Source organism: Lacticaseibacillus manihotivorans DSM 13343 = JCM 12514 (assembly GCF_001435035.1).
GTDB lineage: Bacteria > Bacillota > Bacilli > Lactobacillales > Lactobacillaceae > Lacticaseibacillus > Lacticaseibacillus manihotivorans.
On record NZ_AZEU01000004.1, the window covers coordinates 1 to 25,575 of the forward strand.

Consider the following 25,575-nt stretch of genomic DNA (forward strand, 5'->3'; position numbering starts at 1 on the left):
CTTATTTGAGTGCGCCTATGGTTAGGTATCTCTATCTCTAGTATTTTTCAAACTTTCCTCCTCATTAACCTAAACGATCCCATGCTGGCAAGTCGATTGGCGTGGTGTTTAATGCTTGTTGCACTTGATCCGGTAAAAACTCACGCTGGATCACCATTTCATAAGCATAAGCTTGCATCCACGCCGCATCAGCATTGAAATACCCTTGGTGCCCGACTTGAGACCCCCAAGAATTTTCGACTTTCCAACGGCGCGGTTGGTCATCGACGAGATCCACGCCAACTAAGGTCATCGCATGCGACAAGTTGGCGATTTTCGTTTCAAAACGCTCGCCTTGACTCAAGGTGCAATCGCAATCCAGCAAGTCGCTGAGTTGATACAATTCCCCTTTCAGCGTGCCTGTTGGCCGATCGAGATCTTGTAAGACATCATTGCCGAATAATACCGGCTGCCCAGCTTTGAGTTGCGTGATGGCCAATCGACTCATCACGTCAAAAGGCACATTCACCAATAAGATCTGATGGCCGCCTTCGATGTTGTCTTCTGCAGACAAGCGGTAAGTTTGCCAAGTTTTGAGATCTTCGCGTGCCAGCAAGGTGACTTGTTGATTTAAATCCACGCCGACAATTTGTTGATAGAAACTTTGCGGCGTGAGCTGAGTCAAGCGGTGAAAGTCACCGTCATCATTGCGATAAGTAAAATCAAAGGTGGTCGGCACGGCGCCATAAGCATACACCAACATCCGATACACGTCAGCCATCCCGGCTTGCTTGACAGCTTCACGTTGCATCGCGTCTGCTTGGCGAATCTTCACAGCTAATTGACGAAGTTTACGATTCAATAAGCGGTTGAAGTCTGCGGTATTGCTCGAGGTGTAAGTTTCTGGCATCGCCGCTTTTGGCACTAAGCCATATTTTTGAATCAACGCCACGGCGTTATCGAATTGGCCACCATCGTTATCTGGCCGACTGAGAATAAAGGCCAACTCGCGATCATCCAGCAGTCGATCTGCCATGGCGATCATTTGCGTCAAAAAGTGATTGGCTTTTCCCAAGCGATCATAAAAGGCCAAATAACTTTCAGAGAACTCTAAGTTTTTGAACTTGAGGCGTTGGCCAGCCACATGGCGCAACACATTCAACTGGGCAAACAACCAGCAGCGGCCAGAATGTTTTTGTGCCGTCACACCGTCAGTCGCTAATTCCACGGAATATGTCGGCTTCACTGATTCTAAAGGTAAATGGCTCGCCGCATATAAGCCCACATTTTGAATGGCGCGAGCTTTGGCTGAATTGAGGACAGGATAATTAAAGTGTTTGAGATCGATTGCTTTCATGAAACTCACCTGATTTTTAAAAAAGTGTGGTTTGTTGCGGGGCTAATCCGCGATAATCCAAGTGTTGTTGGGCAATGAAACGCAAGGCATTATCTGCCGCGTCGCCTTGGCCATTGTTGTTGAAAATCACGGCAGTATGTTGACTTTGAAACTGTTTAGCTACGTCTGCCAATTCTAGTAATTCTGAATCTAAGTAGCGATAGCTGGTGCGGCCTGGCATTTGGTTAGCCTGCCAGCCGGCATAGTTGCGGCCATGCAAGCGCAGAATCGACCAGTCGGGATTCGTCGCCACTGGCACTAATGGGACACTGCCAGCTGGGGTTTGGGGTTCATCGACGGCGATATGAATAAAATGCAACTGCTTCAATAAACTTAGCGTCGATTGCCGATATTCTGGTAAGTACCAACTGTCATGGCGAAACTCCACGGCGACCGGTAAATCCGGATACAAGCGTCTAACTCGTTGAAAGTAGCGCACATTGGTCGCTGTCACCGCAAACCAAGGTGGCATTTGAAACATCAATGCGACTAGTTGTTGGCTTTGAATCAATGGCGACACCGCCTCGCGCAATTGATTAAACTGTGCAGCGACATCAATTTCAGGATCTTCTTTGTGCAAAGTCATCCATTGACTGGCTTTGATGATGAACCGCATCCCACTAGGCACTTGCGCTTGCCAATTTAAAACGGTTTGGCGGCTGGGAATACGGTAAAAACCGGTATCCATTTCCATGATCGGAAAATATTGCGCCAAATCTTTTAAACTACTGGTTTTACCATTGGCTGCCAACGTCGGATGATCCGCTACTGCCGTTAGCCCGACTTCAAGCATAAGCTGGCTCCAAACTTAAGAAAGTATCGCCATGAAACTTGGACACATACTCCCCGCCATCCGCCTGCTTAAAAATCGGCAACATCGCTACTAAGTCTGGCACTAAACCTAAATTTTCCGGATCATGCAGCCAAGTTTCAGGCCAAGCCGTGATCACGCCTTCGCGCGTCATTTGGGCTTGCGGGTTTAAGTCATCAGCGAAGGCTTTGACCAAATGCAAATCGCCACGCAACTGGTCGTCGACATACCAGTGTACGATTCCGCAGACCTTAGCGTCGAAAAGCTTCAAGCCACTTTCTTCAAAGACTTCACGCCGGGCACAATCAAGCGCGGTTTCACCAGCTTCGAATTTACCGCCTAAGCCATTCCATAAGCCGATATAAGGCACCTTTTTGCGATTGATCAACACCACGCCAGCTGGTGTGTGTACCAACACGACGGTATATTGTTTGGGCATGTCATCGCCTCCGTTTCGTATAATCACCAGTTTACCCGCTTTTTGGGCAAACTGTGCAAAAAGTCCGGGATTTTTTTGTGCAAGTTGGCCCATGATTTGTAAGGCGCTTCCAGTTATACTTAATCTTGTAAATCAGGGAATTGCCACAATCCCCGTCTAAGGAGTGAACATTATGGTTCAAATCGATCTTGATCACATTTATAAAAAGTATCCTCACGCCGATCACGACTCAGTGATGGACTTCAACTTACACGTTAAAGACAAGGAATTTATCGTTTTCGTCGGCCCTTCTGGTTGCGGGAAGTCCACGACGTTGCGGATGATTGCCGGCTTGGAAGATATTTCCAAAGGCGAATTGAAAATCGGCGACAAAGTGATGAACGATGTCGCACCTAAAGATCGTGATATCGCCATGGTTTTCCAGAACTATGCCTTGTATCCACATATGACTGTGTTTGACAACATGGCCTTTGGGTTGAAATTACGTAAATATGGCAAAGACGACATTAAAAAGCGTGTCGATGAAGCCGCTGAGATCTTGGGCTTAACTGAATTCTTAAGCCGCAAGCCTGCCGACTTATCTGGTGGTCAACGCCAGCGTGTCGCTTTAGGCCGGGCCATCGTGCGTGATGCCCCGATCTTCTTGATGGATGAACCTTTATCTAACTTGGATGCCAAGCTGCGGGTTTCCATGCGTGCTGAAATCGCCAAGTTGCACCGCCGTTTAAACACCACGACCATCTATGTTACTCATGACCAAACTGAAGCGATGACGATGGCTGACCGTGTGGTTGTTATGTCTGTCGGCAAAGTGCAACAAATCGGCACCCCTGCTGAAGTTTATGATAACCCTCGTAACCAATTCGTTGCTGGGTTCATGGGCTCACCTGCGATGAACTTCTTGGCAGTGCATTACAAAGATGGCCGCATCAACGATGGCAAAGGTTTGGATATTGCCATTCCAGAAGGTCGCGCAAACATTTTGAACGACCGCGGTTACAACGACAAAGATGTCACCTTGGGCATTCGTCCAGAAGACATTCACACTGAACAAGCCTTCTTGGATACTTGGCCAGATCAATGCGTTGATTCCGTCGTCACCGTTTCTGAATTGATGGGCGCTACTTCTCAATTGTATGCCACTGTTGATGGCACGGACTTCGTGGCGACTGTTGATGCCCGTGACTTCCACAACCCTGGTGAAAAAGTCAAAATGGGCTTTGACGTTAACAAGGCACACTTCTTTGACAAGGAAACCACGAATGCCATTGTCACCAAAGAAGCAGAAGATGCCATGAACGCTGAACAAGCTAAGGCTTAATATCCAGAGTGTAGTGGTGCGGTCTTACGTCTAAGTCACCTTGAGACTGTGATGGTCTTGATCACAGTCTCAAGGTGCTTAGACGTAAGCCTGTTGCACCACGGAACTCGACGACTTCAATAGACTTGCCAGGTGATGCCGCATCTGGCAGGGTCAATACCATACCCCTTAATGAACGTCACCTTTGCCTTGAGGTGGCGTTTTTTCTGCGTTTAATTCAAAAAAACGTTTATAATTCTTAGTCTTGTCACGGATAAATGCAGGTGGTAGACTGAACGCGTTAACAAGGTGGAGATAGCAGCTTAGCGCAGGTTGCTTGAAACTCTTCGCAACGGGGGGGCAGCCGTGAGACTGATCCGCAGTGGCCCAGCTTAACTGTTGGTAGTCATTGGATCTCTAGCATCAGAAGTGCCGGCACTGAGGGGTTCCTTAAGGAGCTCATTTGATCACACCGGATCGATTTCCCCATGGTGACATGGGAAGCAAGTGACGCCTGTATCCGAAAGGCAATGCAGAGCTGATTAGGCGTTAAAGTGGGTTAGGGCCAATCCCCCAGGCTTACGCAGACACGGGCTTGGATACGTATGAACGGCATGAACGCCAAAGGTCCACGAAATGGTTCGCCGTTTCGTGGATTTGTTGTGGTTTAAACGAAAAAGCACGCTGAACCGATTTGGGTTTCAGCGTGCTTTTGATTTAGTCAAATGAATTCATCGTCGCTAAATTATGTTTAATGGTATCCGCAGAGGCTTGATACTTGGCTTGCTCGTCTTCTGGCAACACTAACGTCGGGTTGTCGATGATCCCAGTCGCACCAACAGTGGCCAAGTGGCCGATGCTGATTTGTTGGGCGTCATCCCAGCAAGCACATGGGAACACGCGGCGCGCATCACTTAACACGGCACTGGCCATGTCACAAGCAATCGTTGCGATCCCGTAGTTGGTATAATGTTTGCTTTTGAAAATCGCAAACCCACCTTCGCGAGAGGTTTCGGCTAATTGGTCGTAGTCGATGCCAGCAAACGCTGAAATCGGCGTGCTGTTGACGTAAACCGTCGACCACGCGGTAAATTGTGAAGCACCGTGTTCGCCTAAGTTATACCCGCGCACATCAGCGACGTTCACGTTTAAGGTTTCGGCCACCGCCCGACGCATCCGATACGTATCCAAACCAGTCCCGGTGCCTAAAATGCGATGCTTGGCCCAGCCGAGTTTTTGTTGCCAATAGTTAACGGCGACATCACAAGGATTGGAAATATCGATCAACACGCCAGCAAAACCGCTCGCCTGCAATTTAGGCGCGACGTCATCGATGGCTTTTTTCGTCGAGACGGTTTCGCCATTGCGATTGCCACCAGCGCCGACTTGCGAAATATCCCCTGCCGCAAAAATCACCACATCAGCGGTTTTCAATGCATCATAGTCATTAACCAACAACTTGGTGTAAGTGGCAAGCCCCCCTTGCGCATCCGCCAAGTCCAAGTGTTCAGCTTGGGCGCGCTCGCCGTCTTGATCGATCAAAATCAAGGTGTCTGCCAAACCTTTAGTCACCATGGTGTATGCCGTGGTCACCCCAACATGTCCTAATCCAATAATGCCAACTGTCCGCATCGCGATTCTCCTTTACTGATTTTGCAAATGCTGCTCGATCCGCTTTTCTGGGATCACCCACAGCAGTAACAACAACGTATCTAAAATAATGGTCAACGGCGCCCACACCAAACCAATGATCAACGCGATCACGTTACCACTTACCGCAATCAAAGGCTTGTAATAACCTTGGCCAAGAACCTTTTGAATGGCATTGCCTTTGGTATTCACTCGTAACAAGCTCTGCACCAGCGCATAATATGCCAGATCCGCCAACAACACGACCCCGCCGTAAAACATCTCCGGCGCAAAACTAGTCAAATGATGCGCCCCAACCCAAGCCGTGGCAAAAGGAAACAGTGAACTGGCAAATAAAAACGCCGTATTGCTCCATAATACTAGGCCGTCCACATGGCTGACCACTTGAAACAAATGATGGTGATTATTCCAATACACCGCCATGGTCAAAAAGCTGACGAAATAAATCAAGAACCGATACCGCAAGGCCCACAAGTCAGCGAAGTCGCCGCCAGCTGGCGCTTGCAGTTCCAATACCATGATGGTGATGATGATCGCGATCACCCCATCTGTGAATGCTTCAACGCGATGTTTTGACATATTCTCCTCCGTCTCTCACCGCAAAAATTCCCCCAAAAGTGATTATTGCTCAGGCATCGGCAAGTGATGTGCCTTCCCGCTGAATTCAGTAAGCGTGATTTTGATCACGCCGACGCCTTGGATCTTATGATCTGGCAAGGCGTCGAAAGCATCCAGCTGGCGCCCAGTTTCGTGTTGCATCAACAGATCCAAGGCGTGCCGTTTGACAGCCACATCATCCACTAACTCAGCGATCCCAAAGCCGATCACACTTTGATATGCCGCTGAATAATGCGGGGCATTTTGACCAGCAGCCATTAATGTTGCGCCACCATCGATTTCCACACAAACATGCGGATCATTGGCGATCAAGGTACGCTTTTTGCCTTGACGGGCGCCGTGACTATATAAAATCAAAGTGTCATCTTGCCACTCGTAGCCATAATTGGTCGGTACCACATAAGGAAACGGCTGGTCGTTCATGGCAATGTGCATCACTTTGCACTGTTCAATGATGGCTTTGATTTCTGGTAATTCAATTTGACGCTCTCTGCGACGCATTGGCTGCATCTACAACATCTCCTACAAATGTAATGGTTCAAATACCGAAACCGCATCGCCTTGCACCATATGGGCACGCGGCGGCAGTTCCAAGGCTTCTTTGTTGACGGCTACTAAAGTCGCTCCCATCGGGGCATAACGCAACAAGCCCGCAAACGGATAAACTACCAAACTGGTGCCAACGACGATCAATAAATCTGCTGAGCTGACCGCATCAACTGCGGCTTCAGCCACTTGTTGATTGATCGGTTCCCCATACAACACGATGTCTGGGCGAATGACGCCACCATCTGCTGCATGAATATCAGATTGTTGATATTGATCGTAACTGAAAGTCTGGTGACATTTTTGGCAATACAAACGATACAAGTTGCCGTGAAATTCGATCACATGCTCAGCACCTGCCGCACGATCGAGGCCATCGACATTTTGCGTGACAATGGTGCCTTTGACGTTGCTGATGGCGGCCATTTTATCATGAATGACATTGGGTTTGGCTTCTGGATGAAACATATTAGCCAACACCCATTGATGGAAATTTTCATGATGACGGGCTAAATTATCATCAGACAAGGCGTATTCTGGCTTTTCGGAATCAGCATACAAGCCGCCTTTACTGCGATAATCCGGAATGCCTGACGCTGTCGACACCCCAGCGCCAGTCAAAAAGCAAATATTGTCAGCTTCACTGATTGCACGTTGTAAATCAAACATCACGATGACCTCCTAGCGTACGCTATAGTCCAACTGATACTGATCTAAGATCTCCCCTAAAGGTTGTTGATATAAACTTTGCATCGCAGCAGGCGTGGTATCTTTCAATGGTAAGACAAACGCATTTTGGCGATCGCCTTTGCCTAACGCCACGTAAGCTAACTGTTTAGTTTGACGATCACGGTAAGCTGAGTGCTTCAAGGTAAACACTTGATTCAAACTCAAGCGCAATTGCCGCTGGGATAATACTGGTGGCAAAGTCGCGAACTCATCATTATCCAACGGTTGAAATCCTGCTGCTTGCACCAAGGCGTTGAAACGGGCAAATAAGTTCACGACAGCGCGCCGATAAGCAAAAGGCGTATCTAATGCTTTCTCCGTTAAGGTTTGATACAAATCTTTGGCCAACGGATAAGCTTGTGGGAAATCCTTTTGCCATTGGGCTTGTTGGTCATCAGTGCCGCCATCGACAAACAGCATCATATGATCAAACAGTGACAAACCGCGATAGATCAATAAGTTGTCGCCACCTGCTGGCTCTTTAGGCAAGGCTTCCGCAAAGCCTTTTTCCAATAAGTCGAGTTGCGTGTCCCCTAAAAAGCCGTGCTCGCGTTGCCAATCAGCAACCACTGCATGTAGCGCCGCCGTTGATAATGCGGTGGCAGTGGCATAATGTTGCTTATCGATTTCAGGCGTGCCGGTCAACAAGTGGTATTGCACTTGCGGAAAACCAGTGGTGGCCAAATACATGTGCATCAATTCATGACTCAAGGTGTAATCGACATCTGGTGAGTCTTTGATCTGCACGACTAAATCACCATTTGGTTGCAGGACTTCTTGAGACTGGCTGTGCACGAGTTTGTCAGCAGGCGTGCCACTGATCTCGAATTTGACGGGCATCGTGTAGCCTGGCTGAATTTGTTTGAATAAATCATTGAGGATCGGATTTTCAATTTCTACCATATATAACTCCTTAAAACGTGACTAAAGTTGGTTGATGATCTTGATATACCGCCAATTGTTCAATATGGTGGCGATGCAGTAAGGCCTTAGCTTGCGCGAATTCCATTTCAAAAGCATCGGGCACATGGGCGTCTGATCCTAAGGTGAACAACTTGCCACCAAGAGCCTGATACCACGGAATCACCAAATCATATAACGTAACGTCATGCCACAGATACATCGACTTGGTGTTCAGTTCAAGCGCCATTTGTTTGGCAATGATCTCACTGAAAATGCCTTGAATCATCGGCCGCGCCCAAGCCGCCAATTCAGATGGTGTCACATCAACCACTCGCAGCCCATATTCAAAATGCGCCAACACGTCGGCCCCATCAAAGCGGCGAACCCCAGCTAACATGCGGGCATAATAATCTTGCACAAGGGCCTTTTTGTCGACGGTTTTGAAATGGTCATCTTGAAAATCATACTCACCATTATGATGGAAGCTGAGCAACACCAAATCGTAACGATTGGCATCTAAATAGGCATAAATATCATTGAGTTTGGGTTCATAATAGCCGACTTCGATCCCGCGCAAGAATTGGTTGGGGTACTTTTGATGTAAGGCGTCGAGTTTTTGGACGTAAGCGCGGTAATCCGGTTTGTTATCGTGGTGCGCGTCATCCGGGTTGAACATTTCCAAGTGTTCTGTGGTGACAAAAGGATGATCCGTTTGCGCCAAATAAGCTTCAAATTGCGCGTCAGAGTCAAACGAGAAATAAGTGTGAACATGTTGATCGTAATAAGGCATCTGTGGCACCTCCGATTGTGTTACCCTTAGTTTAACGTACAAGGAGGCGTTATCACATGCAAATTTCAGTTCCTTTAGAAAAAGGTTTCTTACCTGACCGCTTTGGCAAACACGCCGAACCTGCAGACACGCACGCTGGCTACCCCAAGCGCAGTTTTCCAATTACGATCACAGAGGCACCAGCTGGCACGAAAAGTTTTGCCGTGTGGCTGATCGATTATGATGCCGTGCCGGTTTCTGGTTTTCCTTGGATCCACTGGAATATCGCCAATATTCCTGGCGACACCACTGAGATCCCAGAAGATGTTGAACGCACTCAAGCCATTCCAATGACCCGCGGCCGCAATGCAAATGCTGGACACTTTGTGAACACGTCTGACCCATTGATCGCCACGGGTTATGTCGGCCCTCAACCACCGAACGCCGATCATGCTTATACCCTCACCGTGTTTGCGCTGGATACTGAACTCGACTTACAACCAGGCTTTTGGTTAAATGAAGCGCGCCATGTGATGGCTGGGCACATTTTGACGGAAACCAGTTTAGATTTATGGTCGCGTGTATAAGTTGTGATAACGGTTACATTTTGTGATATAATGAACACATCAAAGATAACGAGGTGGGCATTATGGCACGAAAAGTGATTCTTTATTTGGCACAAAGCCTAGATGGCTTTATCGCAGAACCTGATGGCAGTACGGCTTGGCTGGGTGCTTTGGGTTCTAGTGCCGCAGATGACGCATACCAACGCTTCTATGCAGGCATCGATTGCGTCTTAATGGGCCGCAAAACCTACCAACGGGCGCTGCGTTTAGCCGGGAGCTACCCTTACAGCGATAAAGAAAGTTATGTCTTCTCCACAAATTTACATGATACTGACGATCCAACTACAGTCGTTGCCGGCAACGTCCCAGCCTTTGTTCGCAAACTCAAGGAACACAAAGGCAAAGATATTTGGTTAGTCGGCGGCGCTGATATCTTCACTGAACTCTTGGAAGCCAATTTAGTCGACGAACTGATCATCACCGTCGCACCAGTCCTGTTAGGCGATGGGATCTCCTTAGTCGCCAGCGGCATTCAAAACGTCAACTTGCATTTGTCCAAAGTTGAAAAGCTCGATCAATTAACGGCATTGCACTATGACGTCTGCGGGTCTAACAAATGACGCAACTGATTCCATACATCGCGTATCCTAGCGCAAAAAAGGCGTTGGCTTATTACCAACGCGTTTTTGATGCCACGGATATCAAACGATTAAGTCCGACGCCACAACAAGCTGGCATGTTTGGATTACCTGCAGATGCTGACTTGAACGAATTGACCATGCATGCTGAATTCTCTGTGTTGGGTACCAAGTTGATGTGCAGCGATGCCTTCGGTCACGATGCCAAGTCTTCCGAGCAGATCAGCTTAATGTTGATGATCGACCCAAAAGACGCCGAGCTCGGCGATCGCTTCTATCAGCATTTAGTTGATTCTGGTGAAGTCACCATCGACATGCCTTACGCCACCCAATTTTGGGGTGATAAAATGGGGCAAGTCACAGATTCGTTCGGCGTCGTTTGGCGTTTGCAACAAGCCCCAGCATAAACCAAAAAAGTAGGCCCTCAACGTGAGGACCTACTTTTTTGATTGGTCAGTTTTACCCGACATTCAAAATGTACATAAACCCGATAAACACGAAGAACAACCCATACATGATCGGGCTGACTTCTTTGCCACGCTTAGCGGCAATCATGGTTAATGGATACATGATGAAGCCTAACGCGATCCCATCAGAGATACTGTAAGTCAATGGCATCCCTAACACGATCAAGAAACTTGGAATGGCAATGGCTAAGTCGTCCCACTTGATGTTGCGCAAGTTGGCTGCCATCAAAACCCCAACAATGATCAAAGCAGGCGCTGTGACTTGCGTCGTCACTACCGCCAGTAATGGGGAGAAGAACAAACCGAGCAAGAAGAAGACGCCAGTGGTCACAGCAGTTAAACCAGAACGACCACCGACTGCGATGCCGGCACTAGATTCAACAAACGCGCCAACAGGAGAAGTCCCAAGCAATGACCCAGCCAACATCGCGGTCGAATCAGAAGCTAAGGCTTTGCCGACACGAGGCATTTTGTTGTCTTTCATGAAACCTGCTTGCGTGGCTAAACCGACCAAGGTGCCGGCTGTATCAAAGAACGTGACTAGCAAGAAGGTCAGCACCACGACCCACATTTGTACGGAATTGATGTCACCGATATGTTTTAAAGCAACTAAGAAGGTTGGCTTCAGTGATGGTGCAGCAGAGACGATCGCACTAGGCGCATGGATCAAGCCGGTGATCAAGCCTAAAATCGTGGTCAATACCATCCCGATGAAAATGCCACCAGGTACGCGGCGTACCATTAAGATCGCCGTCACCACTAACCCGAAAACCGTCAACCAAGTGGTACCAACTGAAAATGAGCCTAAGCCAACTAAAGTCGACTTGTTGGCCACGATCAAACCGCCATCTTGCAAACCAAGAAAGGCGATGAACAACCCGATCCCACCAGAAATCGCATATTTCAAATCAGACGGGATCGCATCGATGATCATTTCCCGCAGTTTGAAAATCGTGATCACAATAAAAATCAAACTGGCAACAAACACGCCGGCTAAAGCAGTTTGCCAAGGAATTTTCATCCCGATACAAACGGAATACGCGAAGAAGGCGTTGATCCCAAGAGCTGGTGCGGTGGCGATCGGATATTTTGCTAAGATCCCCATCAACATGCAACCCAGAGCTGATGCTAAGGCCGTCGCCGTGAACACGGCGCCTTTATCCATCCCAGAAGCCCCCAGTACGGATGGATTAACGAATAAAATATAGGCCATGGAAATAAACGTGGTGAACCCTGCCAATAATTCGCGGCGAACGGTCGTGTTTAATTCCTCAATTTGGAAATAGGCCAGTAACTTCTTTTTCATGAACTATGCCTCCAGATTCTCAGCGCTGATAATCCCGAACGCTGGCAGAAAAAAGCGAACTTTGTTTCTAAAACAACGGCTATAATCATACATTAATTAACAAAATTGGTAAAGGGTAAATATAACGCCATTAAATTCCGAACATTGTTGGAGAACTTCGCAGATAGTTTGTTTTCAGAAAGTTGAACCAACAAAAAAAGCGCCAGTCTCATCAGACTAACGCTTTTACGCCTGCACGCCGCGGGCAGATTTTGCGACTAGCGCAATGCCCCCTGCGCCTAAAATCAACATCAACGCCGACATCCCACTGTTACCCAGCAATGGCGAAATGCTGACAGTGACCCCAGACAAGGTCGAGGCTAGCGGATTGACTGCCGCCCAGCCGCCAGAATACGCGCCAATTTTTTGCTCATCCATCAATGCCGCGCGTAACGTTTGCGATGATGGGACAGAAATCATTTCCCCAAAAGTTAAAATCACTGCAGCTAATGCCAACGGCCAAAAGGTATTCACTTCAAAACTCATCGCAAAACCCAACGTTTGCAGCCCGACCCCAACGGCAAAGGCGACCCCTAATGTCCACTTTGAAGTTAAGCGCGTAAACAGCGCCATTAAAATAATGATCATAACCGTATTGATGATGGTCACCACTGACAGCATCCTTTGCCCGTAAAGCGCAATGCCGAACAAATGCGTCGCCTTGAAATCCCGGCCTAAGTGCACTGCCAAATAAAAATTCGGCTGATTAGTGACGATGTTTGCGAGTAACGACCCAGCCAAAAACAGCACATAGCGCTTGTCGGCAAAGACTTGACCATACACTTTCACCGCTTGCCAAACGGATCCAGAAACTTTTTGTTGGCTTTGGAAGGTTTCGCGCATCCCAAAGCGAATGATATTAATGTTGATCACCGCAATCACTGCCATCGCCAACAACAATTCAAACAAGTAATCGCGGAAGAACCAACCACCGATTGCCGCCCCTAGCATCACTGAGATATTGATCACCCAATAAAGCATCGCATACACAAAGCGCCGATTTTGTGGTGTGGACGCGTCGATCATCATCGCCTGCTCTGCCGGGTCAGATAACGACCCACCGACTCGCGCCAACAAAAAGCCGACAAAGGCAAACACCGGATTGGTGCCTAATGGTGAATTCACTAAGGCCGCGATCAAATAGCCGACGATCAACAAGGTACTTCCAGCTAACATGATCGGTTTGCGCCCATGGGCGTCAGACAAATGCCCACCATACAAGCCGGCAATGAAACTGGCGATCGACACGACAATTAATAAGATCCCTGCCGCCGCGGCGCCAAAATAATGCGAATAGTAAATCGTCATGTTCGGCAACACCGCCGCATTTAACAGTGCCGTCAAAAAGACGGTCAGCGTCCGCAGTTTTAAGTTGCGATCCAACGCCATAAATTCTTGCACGTGCCCCAGCCTCCAAAAAAATACTTATGGCCCAGTATAGCGCAAACTTTCACTGACCGCTCAGTTTCATTTTTTCACACGCTGTCCGGTGTTTAATCTTTCAGCTAGCGATCTAACTTGCCTCCGGCATGAAAATTCGTGGACTCCAGCACCTTGGCGGCACTGCGAAAAGCCGGACAAGTTGCCGGTGCGGCCGGCTACAGAGATCAGCAAAAACCGCTGATGCTCTTTCGCCTAGAATTTGAACCGAAGAAAACCGCTTCGTTTCAAATTCTGCCGGTGAAATCTGCGCGAGCCGCTAAAAATCGGCGTCTCACTTGATTTCACTGCCACGGGCAATTGTCCAGTTTTCCTCCGTTCTGCCAAGGCGCTTCCGCCCACAAATTTTCTCAGTTGATATACTCACTTACCGAATAAACACGATCACGTTGCCACAAGATTCACCAAAATAATCGCAATATCTGCGTTGACATCTCACGGCTTCGTAATCATCTGGTGTCAGTGGTTTAACGGAGTGGAAGCGATTTGAAATTGGGACGGAAGCTGGCCGTCGGTACATAGTGAGATTTCCGTTGGCGGTTTTACCGCCTACGGAAAGCCGCAGGCCGAGATCCACTTTTGATATGAGCATCGCGAATATTAAAAGTTAGCTCGGCTTCGGACCCTCACTATGTAGCGACGAGCCAGCTGGAGTCCCAATTTTAAATCACCGAATGGGTCTGGAGTGTACCACCGGCGCCTGATGGCAATATACAAAAAGAGCAAGACGTCTGATCGTCTTGCTCTCGTTTTGCTTAGTAACCGGGGCCGCCAACGCCTGGTGTCGTGCCAGTGGTGTTACCGCCAGTGGTGGTGACTGTGGTGCCGTCATCATTGTAAGTGCTGGTGGCTGCTGCGGTACCATCGGATGAATACAAGGTATAAACCGGATTGTACCCATCATTCCAATTAAAACCATTGGCCGTGTTGTAAGCATTTTGTTTCGTATTGTAATTATCTAACGTGGTCTTCTCTAAGCCCAGTTGCGTGCGGATGTTATCGGATACTTTTTGCAATTCTTTAGTCGTTGGCACTTGATAAGAGGCGTCATTAATGTAAACCCCTAAGCCTTGCAAAGTAGCTTGCGACACATTTTTAATGCATGCCGCATATTTTTCGCCGATCGCGACCATGTCATCGAACTTCAAATTGGTACGCATGGAACTCGACAAGCTATCCATCAACGTGGAATAATTACCTAAGGACTTTGTCGACAAAAGCTTCTTGACGATTTGTGTGATTACTTCACGTTGCCGCTTTTGACGACCATAGTCCCCTTGCGGATCTGAATGCCGCATCCGCGCATAGGCCAAGGCTTGCGCGCCGTTTAAATGCATCGGGCCTTTGGTGAAGGTATACTTGCCGGCGTAAGAATCACTCCAAGTGAAGGCCACATTGACATCAATGCCACCGACTGCGTTGACGATTTTTTCCAAGCCGGCCATATTGACGGTGACGTAGTAGTTGATCGGAATGTTCAACAACTTCTCAACGGTTTTCATTGCGGCTTCGTTCCCGTTGGCGTTATAAGCAGCGTTGATTTTTTGCGCGGCGGCGCCATTGCCATCAACGATTTGAGCTAAGGTGTCACGAGGGATCGACGTCATCGTCGTCTTTTTAGTTTTCGGATTGATAGTCACGACGATCATGGTATCGGTGTTGCCTTTATACTCGCGACCGAATTCGCCGGTATCCGTCCCCATCAGTAAAATGCTGATTGGCTTCTTCCCGGTGATATCCGAAGTCGTGGCTGCTTTGGCAGAAACCGGATCATAGGTTTTATCAACGGCAGTTTTCGTTTGGCTGTAAATGCGAACGGCATAGCCCGCCACTAAAACGACCAAAGTCAACAAGATCATGGCCACATAATGGCCAATGCTACGGCGCGAACTCTTATGCTTACGCGTACGCCGGGGGGTTTCTTCTTTCATATGCTAACTCCTATTTTTACACTCATCTCACAATAGTTTACTCGCAAAGCGTAACGAACGCACGCGATTTACTCAAAATCATACGTGTTATAATAATGTTAATAAAAAGTTGAGAAACGGAAGTGATTTTGATGTCTATGTTACCGAAACGTAATAATGTTGCCACCGAATTGACTTGGAATCTAACCACTATTTTTGAAAATGATGAGGCTTGGCAAAGGGCTTTTGATAATGCGGCTCAAGCTGGTGACCGTGCTGCTAAATGGCAAGGTCAGTTAGGCACCTCGGCGAAAGACTTAGCTGACGGGCTGGCGGCGATTTTGCAAGCTTATCGCCAAATCGAAAAAGTCTACGTTTATGCGAGTCTGAAAAGTGATCAAGATACCGCCAATGCCAAATATCAAGGCTTCAGTGCGCAAGCGCAAAGTTTGTGGACCAAAGTTTCGGCTCAAACTGCCTTCATGCAACCAGAGATCCTGGCCATCGACCCTGATACTTTAACCACGTGGCTGCAAACGCCTGAGCTCAAGTTGTATCAACACTTTATCGAAAACCTCGTCGCCGAGCGTGAACACGTGCTTTCAACTGATCAAGAAGCTTTGATCGCCGCAGCTGGTGATGCGTTGAATGCTTCCAGTGCCACATTTAATGTGTTGAACAACGCCGATCTGCAGTTCGGTGAGATTTTAGATGAAGCCGGCAATGCGGTGCAATTATCTCACGGCACTTATGGCGAGTTGATCAAAAGCACCAAGCGTTCCGTGCGCCAAGCTGCCTTTGAATCGCTATATAGCACCTACAAGAAATTCCAACACACCTTTGCGCAAACGCTAGCTGGCGAAATCAAAAAGCACACCTTTGACGCGAAAGTCCACCATTACAGCAGTGCCCGGGCCGCGGCCATGGCAGAAAATCAAATTCCTGAAGCCGTTTATGACACCTTAGTCGACACCGTCAACGCCCACTTGCCAAGCTTGCAACGCTATTTGGCCTTCCGCAAGCAACGTTTGGGCTTAGACGAATTGCACATGTATGACTTGTACACCCCACTTAATGGCAAGCCGCCAGTCAGTTACACCATCGATGAAGCCAAAGCCGTCGCCTTGAAAGCCTTAGCGCCATTAGGTGAAGACTACCTCAGCCATGTCCGCGATATTTTTGATCATCGGATGATCGACGTGGTGGAAAATCAAAACAAACGCTCAGGCGCTTATTCTGGTGGAAGTTATGATACGGATCCGTTTATCTTGTTGAATTGGCAAGATTCCATCGACGCCTTGTTCACCTTAGTCCATGAAACTGGCCACTCCGTTCATTCGTGGTACACGCGGCATAATCAGCCTTACGTGTATGGCGACTATTCAATTTTTGTCGCGGAAATTGCCTCGACCACCAACGAAAATCTGTTAACTGACTACTTGTTGCGTACCCAAAAAGATCCTGCCGTACAAGCTTATGTGTTGAATTATTATCTCGATGGCTTCAAAGGGACTGTTTATCGCCAAACCCAATTTGCTGAATTCGAACATTGGCTCCATCAACAAGACCAACATGGCCTTGCGCTAACCGCTGAAGCTTTAAACCAACAATATGCCAAACTCAATGCGCATTATTACCAAGGCGTGGTGCAAGATCCGCAAATCGCCTTGGAATGGTCACGCATTCCGCATTTCTACTATGATTATTATGTTTACCAATATGCGACTGGCTTTGCAGCAGCTTCAACTTTGGCGGCAGGGATCTCAGCGCATAAGCCGAACGCTGTCGACCATTATCTGAATTATTTGAAATCCGGTAGCAGCCAAACCCCACTGGATACCATGAAAGCCGCTGGCGTTGAAATGACGAAACCCCACTACTTGGAAGAAGCCTTTGCAGTATTCGATCAGCGGTTGACGCAATTGATCGCCTTACTTGATCAGAAAGGATGACACTCATGCAAAAAATTGGTTTTATCGGCACTGGTGTAATGGGCACTGGCATCATCAATAATTTATTGAAGGCAAACTTCTCAGTCACCGTATTCAACCGTACCAAAGCCCATGCGCAAACCGTTTTGGACCATGGCGCGACTTGGGCAGATACGCCAAAAGCCGTTGCAAAACAAACTGACATCATTTTTTCGATGGTCGGCTTTCCTCAAGACGTTGAAACGATTTATTTTGGCGATGATGGCATCTTAGCTGGGGTTCATGCTGGCCAAACCGTCGTCGACATGACCACGAGCACTCCGAGCTTGGCCGTAAAAATCAGTACTGCCGCCGAAAAGCTTGGCGTCCAAGCCCTAGACGCCCCAGTATCAGGTGGCGACATCGGTGCCAAGAACGGGACGTTGACCGTGATGATCGGTGGCAAGCGCGAGACGTTTGAAAGCTTGCGCCCAATTTTTGACACTTTCAGTCAATCGCTGAATTATTTCGGTGCTGCTGGTATGGGCCAACATGCCAAAATGGCCAATCAAATCATGATTGCCGGCACCATGACCGGCTTAACTGAAATGTTGGTTTACGCCAAAGCCGCCGGATTGGACTTGCAACAAGTGATCGCTACCGTCAGCGGAGGTGCCGGGGCCAACTGGAGCATGAGCAATTACGGACCGCGGATCTTAGCAGGGAACTACACGCCAGGCTTTTTCATCAAGCATTTTGTCAAAGACTTGCGCATTGCTTTGCAAGAAGCCGACCGCATGGGGATCGACTTGCCTGCCACGAAACAAGCTAAGCAGTTATATCAAGCCCTTGTTGATGCCGGATCAGGTGATCTCGGGACGCAAGGATTGATCACCAGCTATCCTAGCTGGCAATAAGCATTCAAAAAGAGCCACCCGCGGGTAGCTCTTTTTGAATGCTTTGAAATTAATCTAAGCGCCAGCGATGAATACCTAGCGCGATAAAGTAGAAGGTAAATTCGATGGCGGCAATGAAGAAGGTCACTGGCCAGTTGGTGTAATAGCCTAATGCTAACCCAGCCCATACCCCGATCAAGGCTGCACCCACTGAGATCAACAGCATTTGCGGGAGCGTTTTGCCTAAGTATTTGGCAACACTTGGTGGCAAAGTCAACAGGATGAACACTAACAAACTCCCAACGATTTGCGCGCCGATGGAAACCGACACCGCTAAAATCAACAAGAAGTAAATCGAAATCAAGTTGCGTCGCACCCCTTGAGCCGTGGCGCCAGTGGCATCAAAAGAGTCATAGGCTAAACGCCGATACCCGACGCTCATGGTGATCAACACCGCTAAGGCTAACGCCAACAGTTGCCACACATCCCCACGTGAGATCCCGATGATACTGCCGAATAAAATCGTGGTGGCATAACTGGCAGAAGCGCTGGAAAGGGATAAGAACAAGATCCCTAAACCGACGAACAAACTGGAAACTGCAGAAATCGAGGCTTCTCGCCGGGACTGTTGCACCGACAACTTGCCGACAGTGATCGATGAAATAATGGTAAACAACAACATCCCATCTAACGGCCGAATCCCCATAAACACCGCAAACGCAGCGCCGGCAAACCCGACTTCTGATAAGGTATGCGCTAAGAAACTCATCCCCCGCGCCGTCACGAAGACCCCGACGAGCCCACAAGTGATGGCGATAAAAGTACTAGCCAGCCAAGCATTTTGCATGAAGGCGTAAGTAAACATTATTCCACCTCCTGAGCTGGTTGCAATTCTTTGGGCATCGCCGCTTCATTCATATCATGAGTGGCGCGCATTTCATAATGCCCTGGCGTCAACAACAAGTATTGATCCGTGTAGTCTTTGGCCAATGCGAGGTCATGCGTCACAAACAGCACCGTTAAATTCAGGGATTGATTGAGTTCTTGCACCAAGGTCATCAATTCGACTTTGGTGTTCACATCCAAACTCGCCGTGGCTTCATCCAAAATCAAAAAATTGGGTTCCGTCAGCAGTGCTTGGGCCAGATACGCTTTTTGCTTTTCTCCACCAGAAGCACGGCCGAGTAGTTGATCTTGGCGTGCCGTTAAGTGGGTTTTGGCTAAAGCGGCGTCTACTTGTTGACGCTCTTTTTTAGTGTGCCAAGGAAATGGATGGCTTAATTGATTGAGTTGGACAAAGCTTTTGATCGATAACGGGTATTCTGGATCAATATTGCGAAATTGCGGAACATAGCCTAATTTCATGTCGGGCATAAAGTTGATCGACCCACTTTGCGGATGGAGTTGCCCCATCAAAAGGCGAATCAAAGTGGTTTTGCCGACCCCATTGGCCCCGATCAAGCTGGTCATTGAGCCTTGTTTTAAATTGAAGGTCAAATCTTGATAAAGTTGGCGGTCATGAAAGCCGAAGCTTAGGTGATCTACCGACAGCAAGTCAGTCATCTGGATCTCCTTAAAAAGAAAATAGTAACGATTACGAATAACAATTTTACACGAAAACTGGTAAGCTGACCACCCCTGACACCAAAAAAGTCGCCAAGCATGGCGACTTTTACCTTTAATACGTCAGATCTGCGCCGCGGGTCATCCCAGATTGCGTCAGCTTAAATGCATCATCTGCTTTAAATGCGGTGACCAGTTGCGCAATCGGTTCCGTCGAATCGCGAATCTCAGCGGCCGCGGGTGCGGCATGGCCATTGACGGTGTTGATCCCAAACTGACTGGCAAAGCTAGTGATCACTAGGCCGCTGTTGTACATATTGAAAAACTGCACTTGATCCCCATTACGAATCGCATAAAATAGATGGATTTGGCCTTTGGTGGCAGAAGACTCATTAAACACCATGATCGTATCGCCACTGGTCAACACATTTTGATCATCTTTGACCACTTGATAGGAATATCCACCAGCTTGCGCATACCCTGCCGCTTCACTATCTTGAATGCCGTTAAGTGCCCAATATTCCAAAAAGTATAAGCTGGCTAAGTCTGAATCTGTCAACGCTTTGACGGCACTTGCAGACGCATACTTGGCTTCTTTCATCGCGTCGATCGGGTACTCAGTGTTAGGATCAGTGCGTTGCCATGAGGACGAACCGGCGCTGGCGCTACTACTTGTCGTTGAACTAGCAGTGGTTGCACTTGAAGAAGAACTTGTTGTCGATGACGGTTGAACGGCACTGTTTTGAATTTTGACCGTCCCTGGCGTCGGGTCTGGTAACCACCCCACCCAAGCACTCAACGTCAACAACACCGAAATGGCACTGATGGCCAACCCTAACTCCCGCCGCCACAACAATTGCTTGGTCAACACGGGTTGCGGGGTGAAGTACAGGTCAGTCGCATCATGATCTTGGTTAGCCTGACTGAGCGTTTGCATTTGCCAATTGGCCAGTGATAAACCCAGCAACACCGCAGAAATCATTGCCACCGCCGTTGCACTGATGGCGACATTGCGCATCAACGGGATTAAGCCATTGCCGAGTTCATCAACAGCAATGGCGTTAAATTGCACGTTTATCGCGAACCCGGCAGCAATCACGGCGACAACAATAAAGCCGATGGCCCAGTTACGTTTGAGTTTTTGCTGATAAGCTTCGCGCAACAAACCACGGAAATAAGCACGGCGGGCAGCTTTGATTTGGCTTGGAAACATCATTTTGTGCGTGTTCAGTTGTAACTCGACCACTTGTGCTTGCAGCATGTACAACCGCACGCCGCAAAAACCGGCAGCGATCAGCAAGACCCCGGTCATGATTAAAATCGTCATCGTGTCCTCCTGCGTTTTTGTTTCAGTGTACCCACCAGCACACAAAAAAACGATCCTTTCAGACCGTTTTGAGAATTATTTAAGATCGGATAAGTCGTTGGCTTTGGAGAAGTCGATGTAAATCGCCTTGGGATTATCTTTCACGATCAAAATGTAGCCGTGCCCTAAGAACGCGGACTTGTCGCCAGAATAGCTCAATGGGAATTCTTGCGCTGGGGCCAAGTTACCTTGAATCAACAAGGCATACATTTCATCATCATCGTAGTCATCAGAAAATGCGATCGCGACAGGCGCGGTGACCAGTTGATCGGCTTTATTCATCAAGTTGATGACGCTAAACAATTGATCAGTCACTTCAGTCGGAAAAGTTGCGGCGACTTGTTCAGACACATGATGGCGCTTGGTTGCTTCGTACATGATTTACCTCTACTTACGTTTTGTTATAAACTACTTTACGCTATGACAGCATTCGGTGCAATGCCTACTGCCGTTGAAAATCAGCCAACGCCTGATAAGTGCCGGCAAGTTGCGCATTCATTCCTTGCCAAATTGGCCATAAACGCTGATATTCTGCGGCATTCGGTCCAGGCGTCAAGGTCGTGGTACTGCCGACCATTTGCTGAACATCATCTAATGAGGAGATCATCCCCAACGCTTGCATCGCGATCACTGCCGCACCTAACGCTGAACTTTCAAAACTATCCGGCAATTTGATCGGCACATTTAAAATGTCACACAACATTTGCTTCCATAATTGACTGCGCGCAAAGCCACCAGTCGCATGGATCACCGTTGGCTGACCGGCGACAGCACTGACCATTTCCAGCACGGCTTTTAAATTAAAACACAAACCTTCAAGCACGGCGCGCGCCATTGTCGCATCCGTAGTTTGTTTGGTCAAGCCGATAAAACTCCCGCGTGCATCCGCATCCCACAATGGCGCACGTTCACCGCCGAGATAAGGTAAGAATAATAAGCCATCAGCGCCAGCCTTGACCGGCGTGATCAACTGTTCCAGTGCCGGTAAATCGCCTTTTGGTAAAAAGGTATCTTGCGCCCATTGCCACACCACGCCGCCATTATTCACCGGCCCGCCGACCACATAACGATCAGGCGCTAAGTAATAAGTAAACAACTTGCCATCAGGTTCGACGACAGGCTTTTCTACCACGGTGCGAATCGCCGCACTGGTGCCGATGGTCAACGCCACAGTGCCCGGCTTTTGCGCAGCGACGCCAAGATTGCTCAACACGCCATCTGACGCGCCGATAAACACTGGCGTCGCTTTAGGTAAGCCCAGGTCCACTTGCATGCCAGTTTGATGATAAGTTGGGGCGACCAAGCGTGGCAGTTGATCAGTTGAAACCCCAGCCAAGGCCAATGCCTGCGGAAACCAATCCTGCGTTTTTAAATCAAACAAGCCAGTGGCATTGGCCAGCGAATAGTCTTGGACATACTCGCCAAACAAGCGAAACCACACATAATCTTTGATGCCGATCACATGCGCGGCTTGCGCCATCACCGCAGGCATCGCATGATTCAGCCACATCAACTTGATCAACGGACTCATCGGATGGATCGGCACCCCAGTGTGAGCAAAAAGCACACGCCCTTGTGGGGTATCACGCAATTGCTCAGCGAACTTGGCCCCGCGATTATCGGCCCAAGTCAACACGCGCGTGAGCGGTTGATTTTGCGCATCCATCACGATCACACTGTGCATCGCCGCTGAAAAACTGATGCCATTCACCTCACTGGCATCGATTTGGCTGACGACTTCGCGCAAGCCTAAACACACCGCATCAAAAATGGTTTCAGGCTCTTCTTCAGCCATATCTGGTTGAGTTTGAATCAACGGATAACCATGATTGGCGCTAGCTTGTGCTTGCCCATTTTGATCAAAAGCGACGACTTTGGTGCTGGTGGTGCCGATATCCACCCCGATGACGATTGCCATAATCGACCTCCAAAACTTTCTTCGCTTCCTATCATACACCACGTCGAGTGCTTCAAAGTAACGCACCTACGGCTAGCTACGCTTTGAAGCACTTTTGACAATAAAAAAACCGAGCCAGTAATCGGCCCGGTTCCAAAAATTTATTTAGTCGCTTTGTCGACCACATGACCGCCGAATTGATTCCGCAAAGCCGCAACCACTTTACCAGTCATGGTGTCATCTTCTTCAGAACGATAACGCATCATCAAGGCACTGGAAATCACTGGCGTTGGCACGTGCAAGCGAATGCCTTCTTCAACCGTCCAGGCGCCTTCACCGCTGGAGTGCATGACCCCTTTGATTTCTTCCAACTTTGGATCGTCGCTGAAAGCAGATTGTGCCAAGCTCATCAGCCAGCCGCGAATCACGGAACCATGATCCCATAACTTGGCGACCGCTTCGTTGTCATAATCGAATTCAGATTTGGACAACACATCAAAACCTTCACCGATGGCTTGCATCATCCCGTATTCGATGCCGTTGTGAACCATTTTCAAATAGTGACCAGAACCAGCAGCGCCGGTGTACAAGTAGCCGTCTTCTTGGGCGATGGCTTTAAATAAAGGTTCGATCACTGGCCAAGTCTTGGCATCGCCGCCGACCATGAAGTTACCATCGTGACGGGCACCTTCCATGCCACCAGACGTGCCAGCATCAAAGAACTTAATCCCGAGTTCGGCCAGTTGGTCGTTGTGGCGCAGTGAATCTTGATAATAGGAGTTCCCACCGTCGATCACAATGTCACCAGCGTCTAACACGTTGGCCAGTTGATCGATGCAAGCTTGGGTCGGGTCGCCAGCTGGCACCATCACCCAAACGATTTTAGGGGTTGGTAAGGCTTGAACCAATTCCGCCACGTTGGCTGCTGCTTGGGCGCCAGTGGTTTGGACTTCTGCGCGGGCTTGGGCACTTAGGTCCGTTGCCACCACATCAATATCATGGTCGCGCATGTTGCGCACCAAGTTCATTCCCATTTTGCCTAAACCGATCATGCCGATTTTCAAGATAGTTCTCCTTTGTGGACACTTATTTGTCTCTAGTATATGAAAATTATTTACAGAATTCAAATGATAATTGCGTAAATATTTTTCTCATCAAAGCATGATATACTGAAACCAGAGGATATGGACATGCAAAATTTCGCCTTACAACTCCAAACCAACCGTGCGACTCTTAGTGCTAAAGAACAAGCACTTGGGGATTATTTGTTGGCACATCAACTCGATGCCAGTGCTTGGTCGATTTCCACTTTGAGCCAAATGGCCGGAGTATCAACCGCCACCGTATCGCGTTTTGCAAAAAATCTCGGTTATGCCAATTTTCAAGCCTTGCGCTTAGCATTAGCGCAACCACAGGCCAAACATCAACTCTTTGAAGAAATTCAACCTGAAGATTCGCTGATCACCATGGCTGATAAAGTGTTCGCCGCCAATATCGATGCTTTAAGTGCCACCAGTGCTAATCTCGATGCGCATGCCTTAACGCAAGCCGTTGATTTGTTGACGCATGCCGGCACTGTCGGATTATTTGGCTTAGGTGCCAGTAATCTGGTCGCGCTAGATGGCTATCATAAATTCTTGCGCACCCCGATCAATGCCACCTATGCCAGTGATTTTCACATGCAATTGATGGCGGCAACCCGTTTGAACTCAACTGATTGTGCGATCGTGATCTCACATACTGGGACTGATCGTGATGCCTTGGCCTTAGCGCAAGTCGTCCATGACCATGGCGTGCCTTTGATCGTGATCACCGGTGCCGCCAAATCTCCGGTAGCCAAGCTTGCCGATGTGGTGTTTGTGGCAATCGCCGAAGAAACCCAGTACCGTGTTGAAGCCTTGCATGCCTTGATCGCGCAAATGTCGTTGATGGATACCTTGTTTATGTTATGTGCCGTCAGCTTGGATGAAGGCTCGACGGCAGTGTTGGCCAATATTCGCCAAGCGATCGAAAAAACGCGCTTATAAATAGAAGCACGCACGATTCGTCAACCAAAAATGATCAACCAAAACGTAGCGTTTTGATTGATCATTTTTTGATTAGACAAGCTTGATTAAAGCACCTTTAAATCTCCGATATCAAAGTCATCATCAGACTCTTTTTCAACTGGCGCAGTTTTTTTAATGGTCGGCTTTAATAAAATGACCATCGATGCCGTGACTACAACCCCAATCAGAGAGGCTAACAAATAAATCAGGGGCTTTTGCGAAACAAACGCTACGATCCATCCACCCCATGGGGCAGGATTGCCAGTTCCCAAAGTCATTGCGATTGCAGAGCCAACTGCTGCCCCAATCATATTACTTGGAATGACGCGTAAGGGTACTGTACCCTGTCAAGTTGACACATTAAATAATAAAAACTAGTTGGCCTTGCC

At 48.3% G+C, this 25,575-nt stretch carries 26 protein-coding genes; 7 read left to right on the forward strand and 19 right to left on the reverse strand.

Going from position 1 to position 25,575, the window contains the following annotated elements; genetic code table 11:
- Positions 1 to 64 precede the first annotated feature (64 nt).
- The 3 genes from FD01_RS00060 to FD01_RS00070 are packed head-to-tail and all read right to left on the reverse strand — an operon-like array spanning position 65 to position 2,625.
- Positions 65 to 1,336, reverse strand: a complete 1,272-nt coding sequence (locus tag FD01_RS00060) for a C1 family peptidase (RefSeq protein WP_056962192.1) — start codon at positions 1,334 to 1,336, stop codon at positions 65 to 67.
- 16 nt (positions 1,337 to 1,352) lie between these two features.
- On the reverse strand, positions 1,353 to 2,168 hold the full coding sequence (locus tag FD01_RS00065) for a DUF72 domain-containing protein (protein ID WP_056962193.1): 816 nt from the start codon (positions 2,166 to 2,168) through the stop codon (positions 1,353 to 1,355).
- The gene (locus FD01_RS00070) at positions 2,161 to 2,625 is read right to left on the reverse strand and encodes an NUDIX domain-containing protein (protein WP_054719643.1); all 465 of its coding nucleotides are present in this window, start codon (positions 2,623 to 2,625) and stop codon (positions 2,161 to 2,163) included. The genes FD01_RS00065 and FD01_RS00070 overlap by 8 nt, the downstream gene beginning before the upstream one ends.
- Before the next feature lie 172 nt (positions 2,626 to 2,797).
- Between FD01_RS00070 and FD01_RS00075 the strand changes: the two genes are divergently transcribed.
- Positions 2,798 to 3,946 (forward strand): ABC transporter ATP-binding protein, encoded by a 1,149-nt coding sequence (locus FD01_RS00075; RefSeq protein ID WP_056962194.1) that lies wholly within the window; start codon positions 2,798 to 2,800, stop codon positions 3,944 to 3,946.
- Between the two features lie 696 nt (positions 3,947 to 4,642).
- Here the strand turns inward: FD01_RS00075 and FD01_RS00080 are convergent.
- From FD01_RS00080 to FD01_RS00105, 6 genes are read right to left on the reverse strand one after another with little or no spacing between them, the layout of a single operon-like run.
- The gene (locus FD01_RS00080) at positions 4,643 to 5,557 is read right to left on the reverse strand and encodes a lactate/malate family dehydrogenase (protein WP_056962195.1); all 915 of its coding nucleotides are present in this window, start codon (positions 5,555 to 5,557) and stop codon (positions 4,643 to 4,645) included.
- A gap of 12 nt (positions 5,558 to 5,569) precedes the next feature.
- Complete coding sequence (locus tag FD01_RS00085) at positions 5,570 to 6,154, reverse strand: TMEM175 family protein (protein ID WP_056962196.1); 585 nt, start codon at positions 6,152 to 6,154, stop codon at positions 5,570 to 5,572.
- Between the two features lie 42 nt (positions 6,155 to 6,196).
- Positions 6,197 to 6,703: a pyridoxamine 5'-phosphate oxidase family protein gene (locus FD01_RS00090; protein ID WP_225436203.1), complete on the reverse strand. Its 507-nt coding sequence runs from the start codon at positions 6,701 to 6,703 to the stop codon at positions 6,197 to 6,199.
- Between the two features lie 12 nt (positions 6,704 to 6,715).
- Positions 6,716 to 7,408: an NAD-dependent protein deacylase gene (locus tag FD01_RS00095; RefSeq protein WP_056962197.1), complete on the reverse strand. Its 693-nt coding sequence runs from the start codon at positions 7,406 to 7,408 to the stop codon at positions 6,716 to 6,718.
- Between the two features lie 12 nt (positions 7,409 to 7,420).
- Positions 7,421 to 8,371, reverse strand: coding sequence for a hypothetical protein (locus FD01_RS00100; protein WP_054716981.1), 951 nt, complete (start codon positions 8,369 to 8,371; stop codon positions 7,421 to 7,423).
- 10 nt (positions 8,372 to 8,381) lie between these two features.
- Positions 8,382 to 9,161, reverse strand: coding sequence for a PHP domain-containing protein (locus FD01_RS00105; protein ID WP_054716983.1), 780 nt, complete (start codon positions 9,159 to 9,161; stop codon positions 8,382 to 8,384).
- Between the two features lie 56 nt (positions 9,162 to 9,217).
- Here FD01_RS00105 and FD01_RS00110 point away from each other — a divergent pair, with 56 nt between their 5' ends.
- The 3 genes from FD01_RS00110 to FD01_RS00120 all read left to right on the forward strand — a co-directional run bounded on the left by FD01_RS00110 (position 9,218) and on the right by FD01_RS00120 (position 10,751).
- Positions 9,218 to 9,727, forward strand: coding sequence for a YbhB/YbcL family Raf kinase inhibitor-like protein (locus FD01_RS00110; RefSeq protein ID WP_054716986.1), 510 nt, complete (start codon positions 9,218 to 9,220; stop codon positions 9,725 to 9,727).
- A 62-nt stretch (positions 9,728 to 9,789) separates the two neighbouring features.
- The gene (locus tag FD01_RS00115) at positions 9,790 to 10,326 is read left to right on the forward strand and encodes a dihydrofolate reductase family protein (RefSeq protein WP_054716989.1); all 537 of its coding nucleotides are present in this window, start codon (positions 9,790 to 9,792) and stop codon (positions 10,324 to 10,326) included.
- A complete protein-coding gene (locus FD01_RS00120) occupies positions 10,323 to 10,751 on the forward strand; it encodes a VOC family protein (RefSeq protein ID WP_056962198.1) in 429 nt (142 codons plus the stop codon). Before FD01_RS00115 ends, FD01_RS00120 begins: the two co-directional genes overlap by 4 nt.
- 52 nt (positions 10,752 to 10,803) lie before the next feature.
- On the opposite strand, the gene FD01_RS00125 is transcribed toward FD01_RS00120, so the two are convergent.
- The 3 genes from FD01_RS00125 to FD01_RS00135 form a co-directional block, all read right to left on the reverse strand.
- On the reverse strand, positions 10,804 to 12,117 hold the full coding sequence (locus tag FD01_RS00125; RefSeq protein ID WP_054716995.1) for an NCS2 family permease: 1,314 nt from the start codon (positions 12,115 to 12,117) through the stop codon (positions 10,804 to 10,806).
- A gap of 225 nt (positions 12,118 to 12,342) precedes the next feature.
- Positions 12,343 to 13,557, reverse strand: coding sequence for an MFS transporter (locus FD01_RS00130; protein ID WP_056962199.1), 1,215 nt, complete (start codon positions 13,555 to 13,557; stop codon positions 12,343 to 12,345).
- A 794-nt stretch (positions 13,558 to 14,351) separates the two neighbouring features.
- Positions 14,352 to 15,527, reverse strand: coding sequence for an LCP family protein (locus tag FD01_RS00135; protein ID WP_082611627.1), 1,176 nt, complete (start codon positions 15,525 to 15,527; stop codon positions 14,352 to 14,354).
- A gap of 131 nt (positions 15,528 to 15,658) precedes the next feature.
- On the opposite strand from FD01_RS00135, the gene pepF reads away from it, so the two are divergent.
- Positions 15,659 to 17,458: an oligoendopeptidase F gene (gene pepF / locus FD01_RS00140; RefSeq protein ID WP_056962200.1), complete on the forward strand. Its 1,800-nt coding sequence runs from the start codon at positions 15,659 to 15,661 to the stop codon at positions 17,456 to 17,458.
- Positions 17,459 to 17,463: 5 nt separating this feature from the next.
- Positions 17,464 to 18,333 carry an NAD(P)-dependent oxidoreductase gene (locus tag FD01_RS00145; RefSeq protein ID WP_404820781.1) on the forward strand — a complete coding sequence of 290 codons (870 nt, stop codon included), beginning with the start codon at positions 17,464 to 17,466 and terminating at the stop codon, positions 18,331 to 18,333.
- 49 nt (positions 18,334 to 18,382) lie between these two features.
- Here FD01_RS00145 and FD01_RS00150 read toward each other — a convergent pair whose 3' ends face one another.
- From FD01_RS00150 to gnd, 6 genes are all read right to left on the reverse strand, one after another.
- Complete coding sequence (locus FD01_RS00150; protein WP_056962202.1) at positions 18,383 to 19,177, reverse strand: metal ABC transporter permease; 795 nt, start codon at positions 19,175 to 19,177, stop codon at positions 18,383 to 18,385.
- Positions 19,177 to 19,875: a metal ABC transporter ATP-binding protein gene (locus FD01_RS00155; protein ID WP_056962203.1), complete on the reverse strand. Its 699-nt coding sequence runs from the start codon at positions 19,873 to 19,875 to the stop codon at positions 19,177 to 19,179. The genes FD01_RS00150 and FD01_RS00155 overlap by 1 nt, the downstream gene beginning before the upstream one ends.
- A 115-nt stretch (positions 19,876 to 19,990) precedes the next feature.
- Complete coding sequence (locus FD01_RS00160) at positions 19,991 to 21,202, reverse strand: hypothetical protein (protein ID WP_056962204.1); 1,212 nt, start codon at positions 21,200 to 21,202, stop codon at positions 19,991 to 19,993.
- A 75-nt stretch (positions 21,203 to 21,277) separates the two neighbouring features.
- Positions 21,278 to 21,619 (reverse strand): hypothetical protein, encoded by a 342-nt coding sequence (locus FD01_RS00165; protein ID WP_054717006.1) that lies wholly within the window; start codon positions 21,617 to 21,619, stop codon positions 21,278 to 21,280.
- Positions 21,620 to 21,683: 64 nt separating this feature from the next.
- Positions 21,684 to 23,159, reverse strand: a complete 1,476-nt coding sequence (locus FD01_RS00170) for a gluconokinase (RefSeq protein WP_056962205.1) — start codon at positions 23,157 to 23,159, stop codon at positions 21,684 to 21,686.
- A gap of 140 nt (positions 23,160 to 23,299) precedes the next feature.
- Entirely contained in the window at positions 23,300 to 24,202 is a 903-nt protein-coding gene (gene gnd / locus FD01_RS00175; protein WP_056962206.1) for a phosphogluconate dehydrogenase (NAD(+)-dependent, decarboxylating), read from the reverse strand.
- Positions 24,203 to 24,328: 126 nt separating this feature from the next.
- Here gnd and FD01_RS00180 point away from each other — a divergent pair, with 126 nt between their 5' ends.
- Positions 24,329 to 25,165, forward strand: coding sequence for a MurR/RpiR family transcriptional regulator (locus FD01_RS00180; protein WP_056962207.1), 837 nt, complete (start codon positions 24,329 to 24,331; stop codon positions 25,163 to 25,165).
- 86 nt (positions 25,166 to 25,251) lie between these two features.
- Here FD01_RS00180 and FD01_RS00185 read toward each other — a convergent pair whose 3' ends face one another.
- The gene (locus FD01_RS00185) at positions 25,252 to 25,497 is read right to left on the reverse strand and encodes a hypothetical protein (RefSeq protein WP_054717015.1); all 246 of its coding nucleotides are present in this window, start codon (positions 25,495 to 25,497) and stop codon (positions 25,252 to 25,254) included.
- Positions 25,498 to 25,575 lie beyond the last annotated feature (78 nt).